A 17,978-nucleotide genomic window follows, 5' to 3' on the forward strand; every position below is an offset into this window, starting at 1 on the left:
TTGTGCCGCGGCTTGCGGCAAGAGCGATGAAGGTTCCTGACCGGTCATGAAAAGCACTGCTTCCCTCTTTCGCGCTTTGCTTGCCCTGTCGCTGCTCTCCGGTTGCTCGAGCTACCGCCCGACACCCGCCGCCTTTCACGAGGTGCTCGACCAGCCCTATCGGCTCGGCGCCGGCGATCGCGTCCGTGTCACGGTGTTCGAGCAGGACGGATTGACCAATACCTACAGCGTCGACCAGTCTGGCTATCTCTCCTTCCCGCTGGTCGGCGCGGTGCCGGCGCGCGGCCACACCGCGCAGCAGTTGGAAAAGGAGATCGCCGACAAGCTGCGCCAAGGCTATCTGCGCGATCCTGATGTTTCGGTCGAAATCGACCGCTACCGGCCGATCTTCGTCATGGGCGAAGTGGGCGCTGCCGGCCAGTATTCCTATGTGCCGGGACTCACGGTGCAAAAGGCGGTCGCCATTGCCGGCGGTTTCACCCCGCGCGCCAATCAAGAGAGCGTCGACATCACCCGCGACATCAACGGCAAGGTGATGACCGGACGGGTGCTGACATCCGATCCGCTCCTGCCCGGCGACACCGTCTACGTCCGCGAACGCCTGTTCTGAAAAATCCGTCGTGACGGTGAATCTCAGGATCGTCCATTGCTTTCGCTCACCTGTCGGCGGAATCTTCCGGCATGTGCGCGACCTGACCGAGGCGCAGGTCGCCGCCGGCCATGCGGTGGGAATCGTCTGCGACTCGACCACCGGCGGCGACTATGAGGAGCGGCTGTTCGAGGCGATGAAGGACAGCCTCGCGCTCGGCATCCATCGCACGCCGATGCAGCGCCATGTCGGGCCGGGCGACCTCGCCTCGGCCTGGCGCACCTATCGAATCATCAAGGAATTGCGGCCGGACGTGCTGCACGGGCACGGCGCCAAGGGTGGCGCCTATGCCCGGCTGTTCGGCTCACTGTTGCGGGTATCAAGGTTCCGCGTTGCCCGCCTCTATTCGCCGCATGGTGGCTCTCTCCACTATGACGAAACGACGGCGACGGGGAAGGTGTTCTTCGGTCTGGAGCGCTTCATGGCGCGCTTCACCGACTGCCTGCTGTTCGTTTCCGATTATGAGCGCAGCACCTATCGCCGCAAAGTCGGCGAGCCGCCCATACCCAACACGCTTGTCTATAACGGCCTGAGCGCCGCCGAATTCGAACCTGTGGCGACGGAGGCGAATGCCGCCGATTTTCTATACATCGGCATGATGCGCGATCTGAAAGGTCCGGATATCTTCATCGATGCTCTGGCTTTGGCCGGCGGCGCATTAGGCCGTTCGTTGAGCGCCGTAATGGTCGGCGGCGGCGACGACCTGCCGCGCTACCATGCGCAAGTGGAGCGACTCGGCCTGAAGAGCCACGTCCGATTCCTGCCGCCCATGCCGGCGAGACAAGCTTTCGCTCTGGCCGAGCTGGTCGTGGTGCCATCCCGCGCGGAGGCGATGCCCTATATCGTGCTCGAGGCTTTGGCCGCCGGCATGCCGATGATCGCGACCGCAGTCGGCGGCATTCCGGAAATCTTTGGCGAAAACTCCCCTGCCCTGATCCGCCCCGACGCATCCCAGCTCGCTGCCAAAATGGGGACGGCGCTCAGCGACTTCGACGGCTATCGAAAACTGATGCCGCAAGCCGATGAGCTGAAGGCCCGATTCGGCGCGGACGTCATGGCCGCCGAGATCGAGAAGGCCTATTTCGCCGCGCTGAACAAGTAGGCCGCGGGGCCGCAACAACTCCAAAACCACCGGTTGTTTCAAGGGTTTCTTAGCTCTCTTTTGCTATGCACTTCCGCGAAGCTCGCGGACAGTTCCCATGAATGAGATCGACCCCGCGCACCGCTTTTCCATGGATGCGGTGCGCAACTACGAGGCTCCCACCGATGGCGACAAGCCTGGCGGCATCAACGATGTGGCGCGCCAGGTCGCTTCGCAATACCGGCGCGATACCATGTCGCCGATCATGGTCAGCGGCGTGCTGCGCATGCTCGAGTTCGCGGTGCTCTTCCTGTCGGGGCTCGGCGCCTATTTCTATTATGTCGGCTTCTTCAACTATCTGGCGTGGCAATATCCACTGGCTATCGCGGCGACGTCGTTCCTGGCCGTGGTGCTGCTCGACGTCACCGACAGCTATCAGATCGCGGCGCTGATGCGCCCCGTCGCCAATTTCGGCCGCGTGCTGCTCGTCTGGGCCGGGAGCTTCGCGCTGATGGCGCTCACCGCCTTCGCCATCAAGGCGTCGGAAGACTATTCGCGCCTGCTGTTCGGCACGTGGTTCCTGGCCGGCTTCGTGCTGATCTTCGGCCTGAGGCTCGTGATGTCCAGCCTCATCCGGCGCTGGGCGCGCGACGGCCGCATGGAGCGCCGCGCCCTAATCGTCGGCGGCGGCAAGGCGGCCGAGCAGTTGATCCGCTCGGTCGAGAAGCAACCTTACAACGACATCCGCATTTGCGGCATCTTCGACGACCGCAACGACAAGCGCTCGCCGCCGATCGTCGCCGGCTATCCGAAGCTGGGCACGATCTCGGAGCTCATCGAATTCGCCCGCATCGCGCGCATCGACATGCTGATCGTGTCGCTGCCGCTGACTGCTGAATCGCGTGTGTTGCAACTTCTGAAGAAGCTCTGGGTGCTGCCGGTCGACATCCGGCTCTCTGCGCATTCGAACGCGCTGCAGTTCAGGCCCCGCGCCTATTCCTATATCGGCTCGGTGCCGATGCTCGACATCTTCGACAAGCCGATCAACGACTGGGATTCGGTCGCCAAGCGCGCCTTCGACATTGTCTTCTCGCTCGTCGGCATTATCCTCTTTTCGCCGGTGATGCTCGCCACCGCGATCGCCATCAAGCTCGACAGCAAGGGTCCCGTGCTGTTCAAGCAGAAGCGGCACGGCTTCAACAACGAGATCATCGAAGTCTACAAGTTCCGCTCGATGTTTACCGACCGGTCCGATCCGACCGCCAAGCAGACGGTGACCAGGAACGATCCGCGCGTCACCCGCGTCGGCCGCTTCATCCGCAAGACCTCGATCGACGAGCTGCCGCAGTTCTTCAACTCGCTCTTCGGTTCGCTGTCGCTGGTCGGGCCGCGCCCGCATGCAATCGCCGCGCAATCGCACAACCTGCTCTACAACGAAGTGGTCGACGGCTATTTCGCCCGCCACAAGGTGAAGCCCGGCGTCACCGGCTGGGCGCAGATCAACGGCTGGCGCGGCGAGATGGACACCAACGAAAAGATCCGCATGCGCACCGAATATGACCTCTATTACATCGAGAACTGGTCGATGCTGTTCGACCTGCGCATCCTGTTCCTGACGCCGATCCGCCTGCTCAACACGGAAAACGCCTATTGAGCGCCATCGCCCATGAGTTGCAACCGCAGGCTGTCAACCAGTTGCAGCCGCGGGCAGTCAACAAGTTGCAGCCGCAGGCGGTCAATCCCTTGCCGCCTTCGGTGGTCAACGCGAAGTTGATCTCGCTGATCGCGTCGGCGGCGATCGGCATCGGCATCCTGCTCTCCGGCTTCGTCATCAGCGAGCCCGCGCCTTACGAGATCTACATGGCCGGGCTGATCGCGGTCTGGGCGCTGTTCGGGCTTCGGATCTCGCGCGCGATGGTGCCCTTGCTGGTGCTTCTGGTGGTGATGAACATCGGCGGCATGATTGCCATGACGCAGATGGCGGACCTCGCCAACACGCCGCTCTATCTCGCCGTCTCGCTGTTTCTCGCCTTCAGCGCGGTGTTCTTCGCTTCGGTGACCTCGGTACAACCCAGCCTCTACCGGCTGATTTTCATCGCCTATGTCGTGTCGGCGGTGGCGACGTCGCTGCTCGGCATCGCCGGTTATTTCCATGCCTTTCCGGGCGCGGAAATGTTCACCAAATACGACCGCGCCGCCGGCGCCTTCCAGGACCCGAACGTGTTCGGCCCATTCCTGGTGCTGCCCGGCACCTACCTGCTCTACCTGCTCCTGACCGGCCCGGTGTCGCGCATGCCGCTTCTGGCTGTGCCGCTGCTCGTCATCAGCGCCGGCATCTTCTTCTGCTTCTCGCGCGGCGCCTGGGGCATGTTCGCCGTGTCGGCGGTGCTGCTCACCGCGTGCCTCTTCCTGCAGAGCGCCAGCGGCAAGTTCCGGCTGCGCGTAGTTGTGATGACGATCGCGGCCATGGCGCTGCTGGTCATCGCCTTCATCGTCATCCTGCAGTTGCCCGGCGTGTCGGACATGTTCACGCAGCGCGCACAACTCGAGCAGAGCTATGACTCGGCGCGGCTTGGCCGCTTCGCCCGCTATTCGATCGGTTTCCAGCTGGCGATGGAGCACCCGTTCGGCATCGGCCCGCTGGTCTTCGGCACGATCTATGGCGAGGACACGCACGACATCTGGCTGAAGGCGCTGATGGACTATGGCTGGCTCGGCTTCGTCTCCTTCCTGACGCTGACGCTATGGACGATCGGGACCGGCTTCCGCATCCTTCTGCGCGACCGGCCGTGGCAGCCCTATCTGCTTTGCGCCTATGTCACCTATCTCGGCAATATCGGGCTCGGCACCTTCATCGACATCGACCACTGGCGCCACCTTTACCTGCTGCTCGGCCTGATCTGGGGCGCGATCGCGCTGGAGTACCGGCAACAGCGGGAATTGCGGTTGGCAAGACCTGAATCCCTCCTTGCAATTTCACCTGCGCGATAGGCACCGAATTCGGTTGACCCGCACCGCCTTATCACGATACATCGCCACCCGGTCCGGAGTGTAGCGCAGCCCGGTAGCGCACTTGACTGGGGGTCAAGGGGTCGTCGGTTCGAATCCGGCCACTCCGACCATTTTTCCTTGAAATCCCCCGCGAAGGCGGCACGAACCGCGCGTGGTGCGTTTATGCCCGCCGCTCTAAGCCTCGTGTGCCGCGAGCATGCGCCGCGCGCTTTCCTCGTCGGTGATCAGGATCGTCGGCGCAATCAGGTTCATGGCGCCGAGCAGCGCCTCGGTCTTCTCCGCGCCGCCGGAGGTGAGGATGCGGATCGGCGCCTTGCGCAGGCGGTCGACATCCACCGACATCACGTGGCTGTTGACGGGATGGTCGACCAGATCGCCGTTGCGGTCGTAGAAATGGAACAGGAGGTCGCCGACGGCGCCGCGCGCAAGCAGCGCCTCGCGGTCCGCTTCCTTGAGGAAGCCGCCGCGCGAGAAGGTGGTGGCCGAAGCAATGCCGCCAACGCTCAGCAGCACGGCGTCGAGCGCGTCGGCCATCTCGAAGATCTCCTGCAGGCCGCAGCGTTCGACCAGCGCGATCTTTGTCTCGACGCTGTCGACGACGGCCGGCGTCGGCATCAGATAGCCGTCGCCCTGGAAGATCTGGGCAAAGCGCCAGGCGAATTCTGCCGGATTGACCCGCCGCGCGACGCCGACGCCGCCAAGCAGCGAGATCACGCTGAAATCGGTGAGCGATTTGGCGCTGATGAAGGGCAAGGTGTTGAACAGCGTCACGCCCCAACCGACGCCGACCCGCATGCCGGATTTCATCGCGTCGGACAGGAACATGCCGGTCCTGGCGGCGATCGCCGGGATCGGATCGGCATTGGGATCGGTGAGCGGCGCCACCAGCGCCTGCTGTAGTCCGAAGGTCTGTTCGAGCGTGCGCTCCAGCCGTACAATCTCCAAAAGCTCGCTCTCGATGGTGATCTTCACCTCGTTGCGTGCCCTCGCCTCTGCCAGCATGCGCACGATGGTGACGCGGCCAACGCCGAGCACATCGGCAATCTCGTTTTGCGTCATCTGTTCGACGAAATACATCCAGGCGGCGCGGATCCTGAGGCGATCGGTCCGGCTTTCGCTGACGACCTGCTCGGATGCCTCGGCCGCCGCCCTGCCGTTTTCTGGTTCGCCCTGCCGTCGCCTGCCCAAGTTCCCCTCCAACTCCGGCGATGGCACCGCCTCGCCGATTCTGCATGCTGGTTAAATAGCGTCTATTGATCTACCAATCGAGACGAACAATCTAGAGAGGGCGACTGGCGCCCCAAGCCGTGAGCGGCTTCAGTATTTCGAGGCGATTGGCGATGCTGCGACAAATCTCCGAGGATGTCCGCGCCAACCTGAAGGACCGGCTTCGGGAACTGCGCGACGCGATCCGCCAAAGCCGCCACGACAGCGCCGGCGAAGCCCCGCGCGACATCACCGCCAATTTGCCACCCTTTCCGGGCCGCAGCCTGCTCGGCCATGCCGCGAGCGCCGTCGACGAGGCGCTGACGATCGCCGAATCCTTCGTTCCGCATTCCCGGCCGCTCAAGGTCGACGGCACGACCGTGAAAAGCCTGCGGGCCTATTTCCCGCACGGCGGCGAAGACCGGCAGATCAGCGGCGAGCGTCAGTTCAGGCGTGACATGTATTATCTGACCCGCGCGGTTCTCGCCGGGTACGGCATCGACAATCCCCGCGTTCACGAGGCGAGTTTTTCGGCAGTGCATGTCGCGATGCGCAAGCGCCACGCGGATCTTCTGGCTGGCGCGACCGCGGAAACGGCCTCCACCGACCAGGTCGCGGCGGCCTGCGCGGCTCTCCTCGTCGAATGCCTCAACCACCGTCCGGTTCAGCCTGGCGAGACCGGGACAGGCCCGGCGATAGCCGGCGACCGGTCTCTCGACATCAGGTGCCTCGCGCCCGTGGTGCTTGCCTGCGGACTGGCGACCAAGGCGGACGGCGGCACGCCCGAGCCCGACATTCTCGAGATCGCGGTACTGGCGGCCCAAGTGCGGGAGGATCGCATCCGGCAGGCTTGCGTCCAGGCCAATGCCGTCCAGGAACTGACACCGGTTCTCGCCACCCTGCTCGCGCATCTGACGTAACCGCCCGCAAGGGATCCGCTATTGCTCGGCCGCCGTGGCCGCAATCGTCTTCTTGGCGCGCTGGATCGAGGCCGGGCTCATGCTGAGCTCGGTCAGGCCCATCCCGATGAAGATCGGGATCAGGTCTGGACGGCCGGCGGCCTCGCCGCACATGCCCACCATGATGCCGGCGGCGACACCGGCCTTCGCCGTCAGCTCGATCGCCGACATCACCGCCGGATTGGTGACGTCGTTGAGCTTTGCGACCGTCGGATTGAGACGGTCCGCGGCCATGATGTACTGGGTCAGGTCGTTGGTGCCGATCGAAAAGAACGCCACCTCCTTCGCCAACGCGGGCGCGATCAGCACGGCGGCGGGTGTCTCGATCATGACGCCGAGGTCGAAGCCCGCATGCGGCACGCCTTCGGTCTTCAATTCCGCCGCGCATTCCTCCACCAGCGCGCGCGTGCGCGTCACCTCGGCAATCTCCGAAACCATCGGCAGCATGACCTTGATGTTACCGTGGACGGCGGCGCGCAACAGCGCCCGCAGCTGCTTCTTGAAGATATCGGGCCGGTCCAGGCACATGCGGATGCCGCGCCAGCCAAGGAAGGGGTTTTCCTCGTCGGGAAACTCGATGCCCGCGATCGGCTTGTCGCCGCCGATGTCGAGCGTGCGAACGATGACCGGATGCGGCGCGAAGGCCCTGGCCAGCGCGCTGTAGGTTTCGGCCTGCATCTCTTCCGACGGCAGATGCATGTGGCGCATGAAGAGCAACTCGGTGCGGAACAGGCCGACGCCCATGGCGCCGGCTTCCTGCGCCGCCTCGATCTCCTCCAGCGAGCCGATGTTGGCCGCGACCTCGATCACCGTGCCGTCGGCGCGGGTCGGGGTCACGTTCTTGAACACTTTTAGCCCGGCGCGCTCCTGCGCCGCTGCCTCGACACGCCGGGCAAAGTCTGCACGCGCGGCCTCGTCCGGATCGACGATCACATGCCCGGCACTGCCGTCGATCGCCACCTCCCTGGCGGTGCGCAGTTCGTTGATCTTGTCGCCGAGACCCAGCACGGCCGGGATGCCGTGCGAGCGGGCGATGATGGCGATATGCGATGTGGCGCCGCCATGGCCGCAGACCACGCCGCCGATGCGCTTCAGCGGCGCGCGCGCCAGATCCCAGGCGCCAATGTCGTCGGCAATGAGGATCGCGCCTTGCGGTATGGTTTCCAGGCTGACTTCGTCCTGGCCGAGCAGCGCCAGGCAGACCTGCCGGCCGACGGCATGGACGTCGTCGGCCCGGGCGTTGAGATAATGGTCGTCAACCGCGCTGAAATCGGCAGCGATGGTGGCCGCGGCCGCGATGACCGCCGAGACTGCATCCTCACCGCCTTGGATCAGCCTTTCGACCTCGCCGGTCAAGCTGTCGTCGGCGGCGATGTCGCGCAATGCCGCGACGATGCCACGGTCGCCGGCGGAGAGATTGTTCTCGGCAAGTGTGCGGTCCATGCGAGCCTGGACGCTGGCGACGGCGCCGCGGAAGCGCTTGAGCTCGCCTTCGATCTCATCGGCCTGCAGGCGTCTGTCCGGTCCCTCGATTTCCGGCGGGAAATGGGCAAAGGCCGGCCCGATCGCCACGCCCTCGCTTGCGGCGACGCCCTGGAGCTCGGGTGTCCTATCCGTGGGTGCGGCAGCCGGTGTTGCCTTCCGGGCAGGCGCGGCTGCTTCCGAGCCCTCATCACCCGCCTCGTTCTCATCGTCGAGGCCGGCGCGGGGGTTCTCAAGATAGCCGATCAGCGCCTCGATTGCCTCGATCGCGTCGGCGCCGTTGGCGCGCACGGTGACTTCCTGGTTCTCCTTGACAGCCAGGAGCATCAGCTTGACCGAGCTCTTGGCGCTGACTGCCTTGCCGTCCTTGACGATCTCGACATCGGATTCGAAACCCTTGGCAAGTTTGACGAACCGCGTGGCGGGACGGGCGTGCAAACCTTCGTGCACTCTGACGATGGTCGAGCGTTCCATGGCAATACTCTAGGTTTGGGCGCCGTCGACAGACAGCGCGGATATTATCAGGCGGCGATGGTGATGACAGCGCCTGGCGTCAGCGCCGCCACGAGCGCCCCGGTATCGACCTCGGATGCGCAAACCTCGCCCGGCCGTTCGGCCTCGGATGCTCCGTTGAAGGAGATCACGACATGACCCATTTCGCGGACCTTGCTCCAGGCCGTGGAGCCGACCGCCGTTATCGTCGCCGAAACCGGTCCGAGCGTGATCGAGGCGCCTGTCGCCGGCGCATCGTCGCTCGGGCCTTCTTCCGTCCTATGCAGCACGGAAACTTCGGCCAGTTCGGGAGGCGAGCCATCCGCGAAAAGGATGACCACGCCGCCCTCGGCGAGGTCCGCCACTTCGGGTCCTATTGCTGTGACCCGTGTCTTAAGAAGAACCGACATATGGCGAACCTCGTTGTTACGCGTTTTTAGAACACGATCAGGGAGACGATCCATGCGATCAGCACGGAGACCGGCCCCATGATCTGGCGGCTGATGAGCACCGCCGGCACGCCGATTTCGATCGTCTTCGGCTTGGCCTCACCGAGCGCCAGACCGACGGGAACGAAGTCGCAACCCACCTGCGTGTTGTAGGCAAACAGCGCCGGCAGAGCCATTGCGGGAGAGATGGTGCCGTTGGCGATCTGCGGGCCGATGATGGCGACGCCGATGACCTGTGCGATGACCGCGCCCGGCCCCAGGATGGGCGACAGGAACGGCAGGCCGCAGATGGCCGAGATGACCAGCAGGCCGACAATGTTGTTGGCCAGCGGACCCATCGGCTGCGCCAGCACGTCGCCGATGCCGGTATAGAGGATCAGGCCGATCAGCATGGTCACGAAGGCCATGAAGGGCAGCACATTGCGGACGACCTGATCGATGGTGCGGCGGCCGGAATTGAAGAAAATGCCGACCACACGGCCCATGACGCGGCCGATCGAGCTGATCAGGCCGATAAGCCCGCCTTCGCTCGGCAGCGGCTCGGCCGCCCTGGCAGTGGTGTTGTTGCTTGAACTCATCGATGCTGCTCCCCCCGCAGTGGTGACCGGTTCGGATCCGTCCGCCATTGTGACGTTGGCCGGCTTCACGCCCGAAACGTAGATGTCTTCCGTGATGAACTGGGCGAGCGGGCCCGCCTGGCCGACCGGCGTCAGGTTGACGGTCGGGATACGCTTGCGCGGATAGACGCCGCAGCGCGCGGTGCCGCCGCAGTCGACGACGACGACCGCCATCTCGCTTTCGATCGGCGGCGCCTTGAAGCCGTCGACCGCCTCGGCGCCGGTCATGTCGGCGATCAGCTGCGCCACCGGATGAATGCCGCCGCCGGTTACCGACACGACCTTGTTGCGCTGTTCGGTCGGCTCGATGACCAGGGGCCCGCCCCAACCGGTGGAGCCCCTCGAGATCTTTACTGCCTTGTACGTCTTGGCCATGGTGTCCTCCCGCCCTTAGAGCTCGACGCCCTGGCGGCGTGCCATGATGGCCGTGATGCGCTCGGTCAGGATGCCCTTGAGCAGGATGACGACGAGACCGACGATGGCGTACCAGATCGCCACCTTGACGTGGTAGCCATTGGCGATGACGCCCCGCTTCTCGAGGTCGAGCAGCGCGACCAGCATGCCGCCCCAGACGAAATATTCGCCGGGGTTGATGTGCGGGAACAGGCCGAGCGGCGGATGCACGTAGGACACTGCCGCGTCGTAGAAGGCAGGCTTGTGCTTTTCTTCCAGGAAGGAGCCGAAGGTGTAGGCCATCGGGTTGGTGAGGAAGAACACCGACAGGACCGGCAGCACCGTATAGCGGGTCAGGGCGATGCGGCCGGCGCCGCGCGCCAGGCCGTGGACGCGCTCTTCGCCGACCAGTTCGGTGACGGCGTAAAAGGCGGTCATCAGCACGACCAGGGTCGGGATGATGCCGGTGACGAAGCCGGCGAACACTTCGCCGCCCTTCTGGAAGATGCCGATGAAATATTTGCCGATCGCGGTCAGCCAGCCGAGCTGCTCTTCCTGCTGCACGTTCTTCAGCTGTTCCTTGAGCTGATCGGCGGTGACCGGCGCATTGTCGGTCGTCGCCTGCGCCAGGACCACGAGATGATCGGTGGCATGCTCGACGCCGAGCTTGCCGTGCCAGGCAGCATCCGAGACCATGGTGCCTGCGACATGCAGGTTATGTACCGCCAGGTCGGCATGCTGCGCCAATAGTGCAATTACAGACATTTCTCCTCCTTATGACCCCTGCCGGTCATTCCCAGCCGGCTGCCGGAGTCCGTTTAAGCCCTTGCTACGTTCAAGCCGGACAGGCCCGGCTTCTTCCCCGGCTCCGACCTCGCGCGGTCGATCTGCTCGATCGCCCGTTTCACGGCCTCGGCCACACCGGGTTCCCCCTCCCCCATGATCGCAGGGTTGGACCGGAGTCGATCGAGGGGGATGCCCTCGAATTCTTCATGTCGCTTGAACTTGGTCAGCACCGAGCGGCCGCTCATGACCATCATGCGGCGCACGATGAGGTCCGGCGTCACGACAATCAGCGCAATCGTGCCCTTGGCCAGCCGTCCGCGGAAATTACCAGCGCCGACGAAGCCGTCCTTGAACTCTCCGCTAACACCTTTGAAGACGTCCGAATAATGCCGCATCTGCAGCCAGACACCGAGCGATTGCAGCGCCCAGACAACAAACAGCAGAAGCAGCGCCCACTGCCAGATCGCCATTTCGGTTTCCTCCCGATTCTCTTCCTCCGGCACATATTGGACGGAGGCGAGATGACCCGAAAGTGAGAACATTTGTTTCCTTGAATGTCAACATGTATTATATTAGCCGCAGTAACGCTCCACAGGCGGCTGACCGATTTCGGCATCGGCAGCGCCTGTGCTAGCCTGTCGTCAAACGGGATTAGAGACATGGATCTGCCTTTCAGGCACGAACTCGCGCTTATGCCGGACCTTCGTCACCGGCTGCGGCAGCTGCGCTGGTTCCGCGCCACCTTCCGCAGCAGCGCAAAGGTGGTGTCGGAAACCTTCGGCGTTCGCCTCGAGATCGATGAGGCCAAGCTGACGCGCGCCTTTCTCGACTGGATCGAAGTCATGGAAGCGCAGAAGCGATTCGCGGCGATAGACCGCGCCGACTTCATCGTCTTCGCCGCCGGGCTGGTTCTGCGCGAGCTGATCCGGCAGGCGCCGGCGCGGGAGGTCTCAGGACTCACCGAAATGATCGAGACCGAAGCCAATGCCGGCACGGCGGAAATCGTGCGCTTCTGGCCGGAGGGTTTTCTCTATACCAACTATTGCGTGTCGGCGATCCTGGCCGTGCACGAACAGGAGTTCGGCACGGCGCCCAGCATCGACAAATGCGCCGACGACCTGCGCACATGGTGGTCCTACCGCGAGAACGCAACGGAAATGCCCGCCTACGCCGTGGCCTTCCTCGACCGGTTCCTCGGCGCCGAGCCCAACTGGATCACGCCGGACCGCGCGCAGTCGCGCCAGGCCATGCAGCGCGCGCTTGGATCCTCGCCGGTCAGCGAGGCGCTGCGCCAGCTTTGATGCGTTGGGGACCTAACCGCCTCACTATTGTACATCTGACTTTTTACCGATAGCGATGTGCAACATTGTTATCGAAGCCGGGAGAGGCGCGTGGCGCGATCCAGACTGATGATTTTCGATTGTGACGGCGTTCTCGTCGACAGCGAGCCGCTCGCCGCCAAAGCCTATGAGCGCGTCTACGAAAAACACGGCATGCCCGGCGTCCATGGCGGCATCATCGCGCAATGCATCGGCATGAAGCAGTCCGACATCATCGTCAAAATCAAGGAACTGACGGGACATCAGTTCCCGCCCACCGCCGATGGTGAAATCTGGGCCGAGACCAAGCTGCTCTTTTCCGAGGAGTTGAAGCCGACACCGGGGATCGTGCCATTTCTGAGCGCGCTTGCCGAAAACCGCTGCGTCGCCTCGTCATCCTCGGTCGAGCGCATCAACCACAGCCTGTCGGTGACCGGACTGTCACGCTTCTTCGACGAGGCGATCTTTTCCTCTTCCATGGTGAAGAACGGTAAGCCGGCGCCTGACATCTTCCTCTACGCCGCCGAGAAGATGGGTGCGAAACCGGCCGAGTGCATTGTGGTCGAGGATTCGCCGTTCGGCGTCCAGGGGGCGGTGGCGGCCGGCATGATCGCGATCGGCTATACCGGCGGCGGGCATACCTATCCCGAGCACGGCGCGCGGCTGAAGGCTGCCGGTGCCGATTTCGTCTGCGCCGACTGGCACGAAGTCAGCCGGCAGCTGGCGGGGCTTGGCGTCCCGGCCTGAGCTAACTGTTGTTGGAGCATGATCTTCTCCGAAAACCGGTTCCCGCGTTTTGCATTCGCTGGCCTTCGGTTCGGGATCATGCTCTAGCGGAGACTGGGGAAGCGACGCCGGGTCCAGTCACCGGGCGGGACCAATCCCCCCACGCGGAAGTTGAAGGACAGGACCCTCGTCGCATCGGCGTCGACCTCGCAGCGGAAGCTCAGATCGTACCATTGGGTTGTGGTGCTGAAGGCGGCCTGTGGAGGATTAAGAACATTGCCCTGCTTCAGGGGAATGGTCGGCAGCCATTTCGGCGAGTAGTCGGCACTTTGCAATTCCTGGTTCAGGACGTTGGCGCAAAGATTGGCAATGCGCTGATCGCGCGGCACGTTCTCCATTGAGCTTGTGGCCAGCGCGTTGCCGGTTGCACCCGGCGAGTAGAGCTTTCTCACGCCCGGCAGGCCGGAATAGATCGGCGATCCCGCGACCTCGCTGTCGGCGAGGCTTGACCTTCCCGGGGCTCCGCTTGGCGCTCTCAAAGCTCTTGCGGATTTGAACTTCATCGTCTTGGAAGGCTTAGGCTTTGCCTTTTCGGCCGGCGCAGGCTTGTCGCCGGCATCGGCCGTCAATGGCTTTGGCGCTTCGGCAGCTTGCTTTTCGGCGGGTTGCGGAGCAGCTTCCTGCTTTTCCGGCTGCTGTTTATCGGTGTCCTCGGTCGCCTGCTTCTCCTCGGTTTGCGCGGGTTTTTCCTCCGGCGTGGCGGTTGCCGGCTTCTCTTGAGCCTTATTGGTGTCCGCCTGCTGCGCTGGCGTCACAGGCGGAGCGGGCTGGCTGGGCGCGGGCTGCGATGCGACAGGCGGCTTCGCGGGTTCATCCTTGGCCGGCGACGGCGCGTTGGCTGGCGCGCTGCCGCCGTCGAGGGATTTCTGCGGGCCGGCATCCTTCTCGCCATATTGGAAAACGCGCTTCAGAACCGGGATGTCCTGCGGTTTCGGCGGCTGCGGCGGCGGAGGCTTTTGCACAGCCTGCTCAGGCGGCTTTTCAACCTTCTTTTCAGGCGTCGGCTGCGGCGGCTTTGGAGCGGGCTTCGGCTTGGGTTGATCGGGCGGCGGCACGATCGCGACGTTGACCGGCTGTTCCTGCTGGTCCGGCAGTTGGTCGGGCCTCGGCAAGCCGAAGAACAAGAACGCCGCGATCAAGGCATGCAGGAATAGCGATGCGGCCAGGGCCCACCGCCAATTCCGAAACCATTCCCGCACCTTGCAGTTCATTGCGCCCGATGTGGAACGAAATGACGGCGGCTTCAAGCGCCAGCCGGGATTTGCGCTAGCTGCCGGCCTGACAAGTCGGTGATCGGAGGGCCGGTGGTGTAAGAGCAAGCCGGATCAAGGCCCTGCAGGGAATGGCTTACACCAGCATGCCCATCGGGTTTTCGATCAAGCGCTTGAAGGCGCCGAGCAGTTCCGCGCCGAGCGCGCCGTCGACGGCGCGGTGATCGGTCGACAAGGTCACCGACATCACGGTGGCTATTCTGATCTCGCCCTTCTTCACCACCGCCCGCTCCTCGCCGGCGCCGACCGCCAAAATCGTCGCATGCGGCGGGTTGATGACGGCGGCAAAATCCTTGATGCCGAACATGCCCAGATTGGACACCGCCGTCGTGCCGCCCTGATATTCTTCCGGCTTCAGCTTGCGGCTCCTGGCGCGGCTTGCCAGGTCTTTCATCTCGTTGGAGATGACCGACAGCGTCTTTTCATCCGCATGCCGAATGATCGGCGTGATCAGGCCGCCGGGGATCGAGACGGCGACGCCGACATCGGCGTGCTTGTGCTTGACCATGGCGTTCTCTGTCCAGGAGGCATTGGCATCCGGCACCGCCATCAGCGCCATGGCCATGGCCTTGATCACCATGTCGTTGACCGAGAGCTTGTAGGCTGGAACCTCGCCCTTCTCGGTCTTCCTCATCGGTGCCGCGGCATTGAGCTGCGTGCGCAACGCAAGCAGCGCATCGAGCTCGCAGTCCAGCGTCAAATAGAAATGCGGGATGGTGGACTTCGCCTCGACCAGGCGGCGCGCGATGGTCTTGCGCATATTGTCGTGCGGCACGAGCTCGTAGGAGCCTTCGGCGAACAGCTTCAGCACCTGGTCGTCCGACATCGGCTTGGGTGCAGGCGCCGGAGCGGACGGGATTTCGACCGGAATCTCGGCGGCTGGCTGACCAGGGGTGGCCGCGCCTTTCGAGGCGACTGCGGCTTCGACGTCGGCGCGCACGACGCGGCCGCGCGGACCGCTGCCTTGTATTTCGGCTATCCTAAGACCGGCTTCGCGAGCCAAGCGGCGCGCCAGCGGCGTTGCGCGCTCGCCCTGCGATTGGCCCCTCGTGGGGGAGATGCCCGGCAGGGCAGAGGGGGGCGCGAAGGAACGAGACGTTGGCGGGACAGCGCCCCCATCTGTTGGCTTGGCCGACATCTTCCCCACAGGCGGGGAGAGTGGCGCCCTGTTCTGCGGCGTCGTTCCTGATTCATAGACTTCGTCGTCTGCATAGATCCATGCCACCGGTTCACCGACCGGAATGTCGACGCGCTCCTTGCCGGTGACGTTGCGCAGCGTGCCGCTGGCCGGCGCGTCGATCTCCATCGCCGCTTTGTCGGTCTCGATCTCGAAGAGCACGTCGCCTTTCTTGACGCGAGCGCCTTCCTCGGCGAACCAGCGCGATATCTGCCCGGTCGCCATGTCCATGTCGACCTTGGGAAGAATGACTTCGGTCGGCATCGCTCAGCGAACCCCTTTCACGAGGTCGCGCGCGGCGGTGATGATGTCGGGAACCTGCGGCACCGTCGCCTTCTCCAGATCCGGATTGTAGGGGATCGGCGTCTCGGCGCCGCCAAGACGCACGATTGGCGCATCGAGATAGTCGAACGCCTCGCTTTCGGCGACCATGGCGCTCACTTCCGCGCCGATGCCGAGCGTCTTCACCGCTTCGTAGACGCAGAGCAACCGCGATGTCTTCTTCACGCTGTCGATGACGGTCTGCCTGTCAATCGGGCGGATCGTGCGCAGGTCGACCACCTCGATGTCGATGCCCTCGCCTTCCAGCGCAGCGGCGGCGTCGAGCGCCTTCTGCACCATGATCGATGTGGCGACGATGGTGAGGTCGCGGCCTTCGCGGCGGATTTCGGCCTTGCCGATTGGTACGGTGTAGTGGCCCTCGGGCACATGGCCCTTCATCTTGTAGAGCAGCTTGTGCTCGAAGATCATGACCGGGTCCGGATCGGCGACCGCGGCAAGCAGCATGCCCTTGGCATCGTGCGGCGTCGCGGGCTGAATGACCTTGAGGCCAGGCACATGGCCGAGCCAGGCCTCTAAGCTCTGGCTGTGCTGCGCGGCGGCACCCGTGCCGGAGCCGGCGGGAAAACGCATCACCACCGGCACCGAAACCTCGCCGCCGAGCATGAAGCGCATCTTGGCCGCCTGGTTGACGATCTGCTCCATGCCAAGCGTGGCGAAATCCGAGAACTGGAATTCGAAGATCGGCCGCATGCCGGTGACGGCCGCGCCCACCGCGACGCCAGCGCCGCCCAGTTCGGAGATGGGCGTGTCGATCACCCGATCGGTGCCGTAGCGTTCGACCAGATCGCCGGTCACCTGGAAGGCGCCGCCATAGACGCCGATGTCCTCGCCCATCAGGAAGACGCGCTCGTCCATATCCATGGCGATTGCCATGGCTTCCTGGATCGCCTGGGCGTAGCTCAGTTCACGTAGCGCGGCGTCCATCACGCTTGCTCCGTGTAAACATAGTTCTGAAGGGTGGCGATCTCCGGCGCCGGGCTCGCCTTGGCGAATTCGATGCCGTCGGCGATCTCCTTGGCGACCGCGTCGCGGATCGCCTGGATGCCCTGGTCGTCGATGAAGCCGAAATCGCGGAGTTCCGTTTCGAAGAGCGTGATCGGATCGCGGTTCGCCATCCAATCCTCGATCTCTTCCTTGGTGCGGTAACGGTTGCGGTCGCTCTTGGAATGGCCGCGATGACGGTAGGTCTTGGATTCGATCAGCGTCGGCCCCTCGCCCGCGCGCGCGCGCTCGACCGCCTTGAAGGACGCCTCGGCGACCTCGGAGAAGATGTTGCCGTTGACGATGATGCCCGGCATCGAATAGGCGGCCGCGCGCTCTGCGATGTTCTTCACCGCGGTCGAGCGCGCCGTCGAGGTCGACATGCCGTAGCCGTTGTTCTCGCACACGAAGATCACCGGCAGCTTCCAGATCGCCGCCATGTTCAGCGCCTCGTGGAAAGCGCCTTCATTGTTGGCGCCATCGCCAAAGAAGGAGATCACGACCTTGCCGGTCTTCATCATCTTGGACGAGAGCGCGGCACCCACTGCGATCGGAATGCCACCGGCAACGATGCCGTTGGCGCCGAGATTGCCCTTGGCGACATCGGCGATATGCATGGAGCCGCCGCGGCCCTTGCAATAGCCCGTGGTCTTGCCGAAAAACTCCGCGAACATCCGGCTGACCTCGGCGCCCTTGGCGATGCAATGGCCATGGCCGCGATGCGTCGAGGTGATCTGATCATCCGCGGCGAGCGGCATGCAGATGCCCATGGCGCTGGCTTCCTGGCCGATGGACAGGTGCATCGTGCCGTGGATGAGGCCGCGCGTGTAGCACTCTTCCGCGCCCTCTTCGAAGCGGCGGATCAGGTACATCTTGTGAAGCACCTCCCTGAGCTGCTCCGGACTGTACTGGCGATAGACGAAAGGCAGGTTGGCCCGGCTATCCACGACAGCGGCTTTGCTGGCTCCGGCCATGA

At 64.0% G+C, this 17,978-nt stretch carries 17 protein-coding genes and 1 tRNA gene; 8 read left to right on the forward strand and 10 right to left on the reverse strand.

Annotated features, from left to right (window positions below):
* Window positions 1-46 precede the first annotated feature (46 nt).
* The 5 genes from LB528_RS19570 to LB528_RS19590 all read left to right on the forward strand — a co-directional run bounded on the left by LB528_RS19570 (window position 47) and on the right by LB528_RS19590 (window position 4,852).
* Complete coding sequence (locus tag LB528_RS19570) at window positions 47-610, forward strand: polysaccharide biosynthesis/export family protein (RefSeq protein ID WP_224715983.1); 564 nt, start codon at window positions 47-49, stop codon at window positions 608-610.
* Window positions 611-620: 10 nt separating this feature from the next.
* Complete coding sequence (locus LB528_RS19575) at window positions 621-1,751, forward strand: glycosyltransferase (RefSeq protein WP_224715984.1); 1,131 nt, start codon at window positions 621-623, stop codon at window positions 1,749-1,751.
* A gap of 97 nt (window positions 1,752-1,848) precedes the next feature.
* Complete coding sequence (locus LB528_RS19580; RefSeq protein WP_224715985.1) at window positions 1,849-3,384, forward strand: undecaprenyl-phosphate glucose phosphotransferase; 1,536 nt, start codon at window positions 1,849-1,851, stop codon at window positions 3,382-3,384.
* A gap of 89 nt (window positions 3,385-3,473) precedes the next feature.
* On the forward strand, window positions 3,474-4,721 hold the full coding sequence (locus LB528_RS19585; RefSeq protein ID WP_224716027.1) for an O-antigen ligase family protein: 1,248 nt from the start codon (window positions 3,474-3,476) through the stop codon (window positions 4,719-4,721).
* Window positions 4,722-4,775: 54 nt separating this feature from the next.
* A tRNA-Pro gene (locus LB528_RS19590) sits at window positions 4,776-4,852 on the forward strand.
* Between the two features lie 64 nt (window positions 4,853-4,916).
* Here LB528_RS19590 and LB528_RS19595 read toward each other — a convergent pair.
* Window positions 4,917-5,930 carry a sugar-binding transcriptional regulator gene (locus LB528_RS19595; protein ID WP_224715986.1) on the reverse strand — a complete coding sequence of 338 codons (1,014 nt, stop codon included), beginning with the start codon at window positions 5,928-5,930 and terminating at the stop codon, window positions 4,917-4,919.
* 152 nt (window positions 5,931-6,082) lie between these two features.
* Between LB528_RS19595 and LB528_RS19600 the strand changes: the two genes are divergently transcribed.
* Window positions 6,083-6,868, forward strand: coding sequence for a hypothetical protein (locus tag LB528_RS19600; RefSeq protein WP_224715987.1), 786 nt, complete (start codon window positions 6,083-6,085; stop codon window positions 6,866-6,868).
* A gap of 18 nt (window positions 6,869-6,886) precedes the next feature.
* Here the strand turns inward: LB528_RS19600 and ptsP are convergent, their stop codons facing one another.
* Genes ptsP through LB528_RS19625 form a run of 5 tightly spaced genes read right to left on the reverse strand, consistent with a single transcriptional unit; the run spans window position 6,887 to window position 11,596 of the window.
* Window positions 6,887-8,863, reverse strand: a complete 1,977-nt coding sequence (ptsP, locus tag LB528_RS19605; protein ID WP_224715988.1) for a phosphoenolpyruvate--protein phosphotransferase — start codon at window positions 8,861-8,863, stop codon at window positions 6,887-6,889.
* Between the two features lie 47 nt (window positions 8,864-8,910).
* Window positions 8,911-9,291: a PTS glucitol/sorbitol transporter subunit IIA gene (locus LB528_RS19610; protein WP_224715989.1), complete on the reverse strand. Its 381-nt coding sequence runs from the start codon at window positions 9,289-9,291 to the stop codon at window positions 8,911-8,913.
* A gap of 26 nt (window positions 9,292-9,317) precedes the next feature.
* Window positions 9,318-10,322 (reverse strand): PTS glucitol/sorbitol transporter subunit IIB, encoded by a 1,005-nt coding sequence (locus LB528_RS19615; RefSeq protein WP_224715990.1) that lies wholly within the window; start codon window positions 10,320-10,322, stop codon window positions 9,318-9,320.
* A gap of 15 nt (window positions 10,323-10,337) precedes the next feature.
* Window positions 10,338-11,105 carry a PTS glucitol/sorbitol transporter subunit IIC gene (locus LB528_RS19620; protein ID WP_224582194.1) on the reverse strand — a complete coding sequence of 256 codons (768 nt, stop codon included), beginning with the start codon at window positions 11,103-11,105 and terminating at the stop codon, window positions 10,338-10,340.
* 53 nt (window positions 11,106-11,158) lie between these two features.
* Window positions 11,159-11,596 (reverse strand): transcriptional regulator GutM, encoded by a 438-nt coding sequence (locus tag LB528_RS19625; RefSeq protein ID WP_224715991.1) that lies wholly within the window; start codon window positions 11,594-11,596, stop codon window positions 11,159-11,161.
* A 189-nt stretch (window positions 11,597-11,785) separates the two neighbouring features.
* On the opposite strand from LB528_RS19625, the gene LB528_RS19630 reads away from it, so the two are divergent.
* Both LB528_RS19630 and LB528_RS19635 read left to right on the forward strand, forming a co-directional pair.
* Window positions 11,786-12,427 carry a hypothetical protein gene (locus LB528_RS19630; protein WP_224715992.1) on the forward strand — a complete coding sequence of 214 codons (642 nt, stop codon included), beginning with the start codon at window positions 11,786-11,788 and terminating at the stop codon, window positions 12,425-12,427.
* A 90-nt stretch (window positions 12,428-12,517) separates the two neighbouring features.
* Entirely contained in the window at window positions 12,518-13,192 is a 675-nt protein-coding gene (locus tag LB528_RS19635; RefSeq protein WP_224715993.1) for an HAD family hydrolase, read from the forward strand.
* 83 nt (window positions 13,193-13,275) lie between these two features.
* Here LB528_RS19635 and LB528_RS30600 read toward each other — a convergent pair whose 3' ends face one another.
* From LB528_RS30600 to LB528_RS19655, 4 genes are all read right to left on the reverse strand, one after another.
* Window positions 13,276-13,986, reverse strand: coding sequence for a DUF930 domain-containing protein (locus LB528_RS30600; protein ID WP_411962216.1), 711 nt, complete (start codon window positions 13,984-13,986; stop codon window positions 13,276-13,278).
* 592 nt (window positions 13,987-14,578) lie between these two features.
* Window positions 14,579-15,943: a pyruvate dehydrogenase complex dihydrolipoamide acetyltransferase gene (locus LB528_RS19645; RefSeq protein WP_224715995.1), complete on the reverse strand. Its 1,365-nt coding sequence runs from the start codon at window positions 15,941-15,943 to the stop codon at window positions 14,579-14,581.
* 3 nt (window positions 15,944-15,946) lie between these two features.
* Entirely contained in the window at window positions 15,947-16,945 is a 999-nt protein-coding gene (locus LB528_RS19650) for an alpha-ketoacid dehydrogenase subunit beta (RefSeq protein WP_224509247.1), read from the reverse strand.
* On the reverse strand, window positions 16,945-17,976 hold the full coding sequence (locus LB528_RS19655) for a thiamine pyrophosphate-dependent dehydrogenase E1 component subunit alpha (protein WP_224715996.1): 1,032 nt from the start codon (window positions 17,974-17,976) through the stop codon (window positions 16,945-16,947). Before LB528_RS19655 ends, LB528_RS19650 begins: the two co-directional genes overlap by 1 nt.
* Window positions 17,977-17,978: the final 2 nt, after the last annotated feature.

The organism is Mesorhizobium sp. CA4, assembly GCF_020165075.1.
Classification (GTDB): Bacteria; Pseudomonadota; Alphaproteobacteria; order Rhizobiales; family Rhizobiaceae; genus Mesorhizobium.

Coding starts and splice junctions, on each gene's coding strand:
- LB528_RS19625 (WP_224715991.1), bottom strand. CDS start 11,596: ATGGCGATCTGGCAGTGGGCGCTGCTTCTGCTGTTTGTTGTCTGGGCG.
- LB528_RS19645 (WP_224715995.1), bottom strand. CDS start 15,943: ATGCCGACCGAAGTCATTCTTCCCAAGGTCGACATGGACATGGCGACC.
- LB528_RS19655 (WP_224715996.1), bottom strand. CDS start 17,976: ATGGCCGGAGCCAGCAAAGCCGCTGTCGTGGATAGCCGGGCCAACCTG.
- LB528_RS19630 (WP_224715992.1), top strand. CDS start 11,786: ATGGATCTGCCTTTCAGGCACGAACTCGCGCTTATGCCGGACCTTCGT.
- LB528_RS19580 (WP_224715985.1), top strand. CDS start 1,849: ATGAATGAGATCGACCCCGCGCACCGCTTTTCCATGGATGCGGTGCGC.
- LB528_RS19615 (WP_224715990.1), bottom strand. CDS start 10,322: ATGGCCAAGACGTACAAGGCAGTAAAGATCTCGAGGGGCTCCACCGGT.
- LB528_RS19570 (WP_224715983.1), top strand. CDS start 47: ATGAAAAGCACTGCTTCCCTCTTTCGCGCTTTGCTTGCCCTGTCGCTG.
- LB528_RS19610 (WP_224715989.1), bottom strand. CDS start 9,291: ATGTCGGTTCTTCTTAAGACACGGGTCACAGCAATAGGACCCGAAGTG.
- LB528_RS19620 (WP_224582194.1), bottom strand. CDS start 11,105: ATGTCTGTAATTGCACTATTGGCGCAGCATGCCGACCTGGCGGTACAT.
- ptsP (WP_224715988.1), bottom strand. CDS start 8,863: ATGGAACGCTCGACCATCGTCAGAGTGCACGAAGGTTTGCACGCCCGT.
- LB528_RS19650 (WP_224509247.1), bottom strand. CDS start 16,945: ATGGACGCCGCGCTACGTGAACTGAGCTACGCCCAGGCGATCCAGGAA.
- LB528_RS19600 (WP_224715987.1), top strand. CDS start 6,083: ATGCTGCGACAAATCTCCGAGGATGTCCGCGCCAACCTGAAGGACCGG.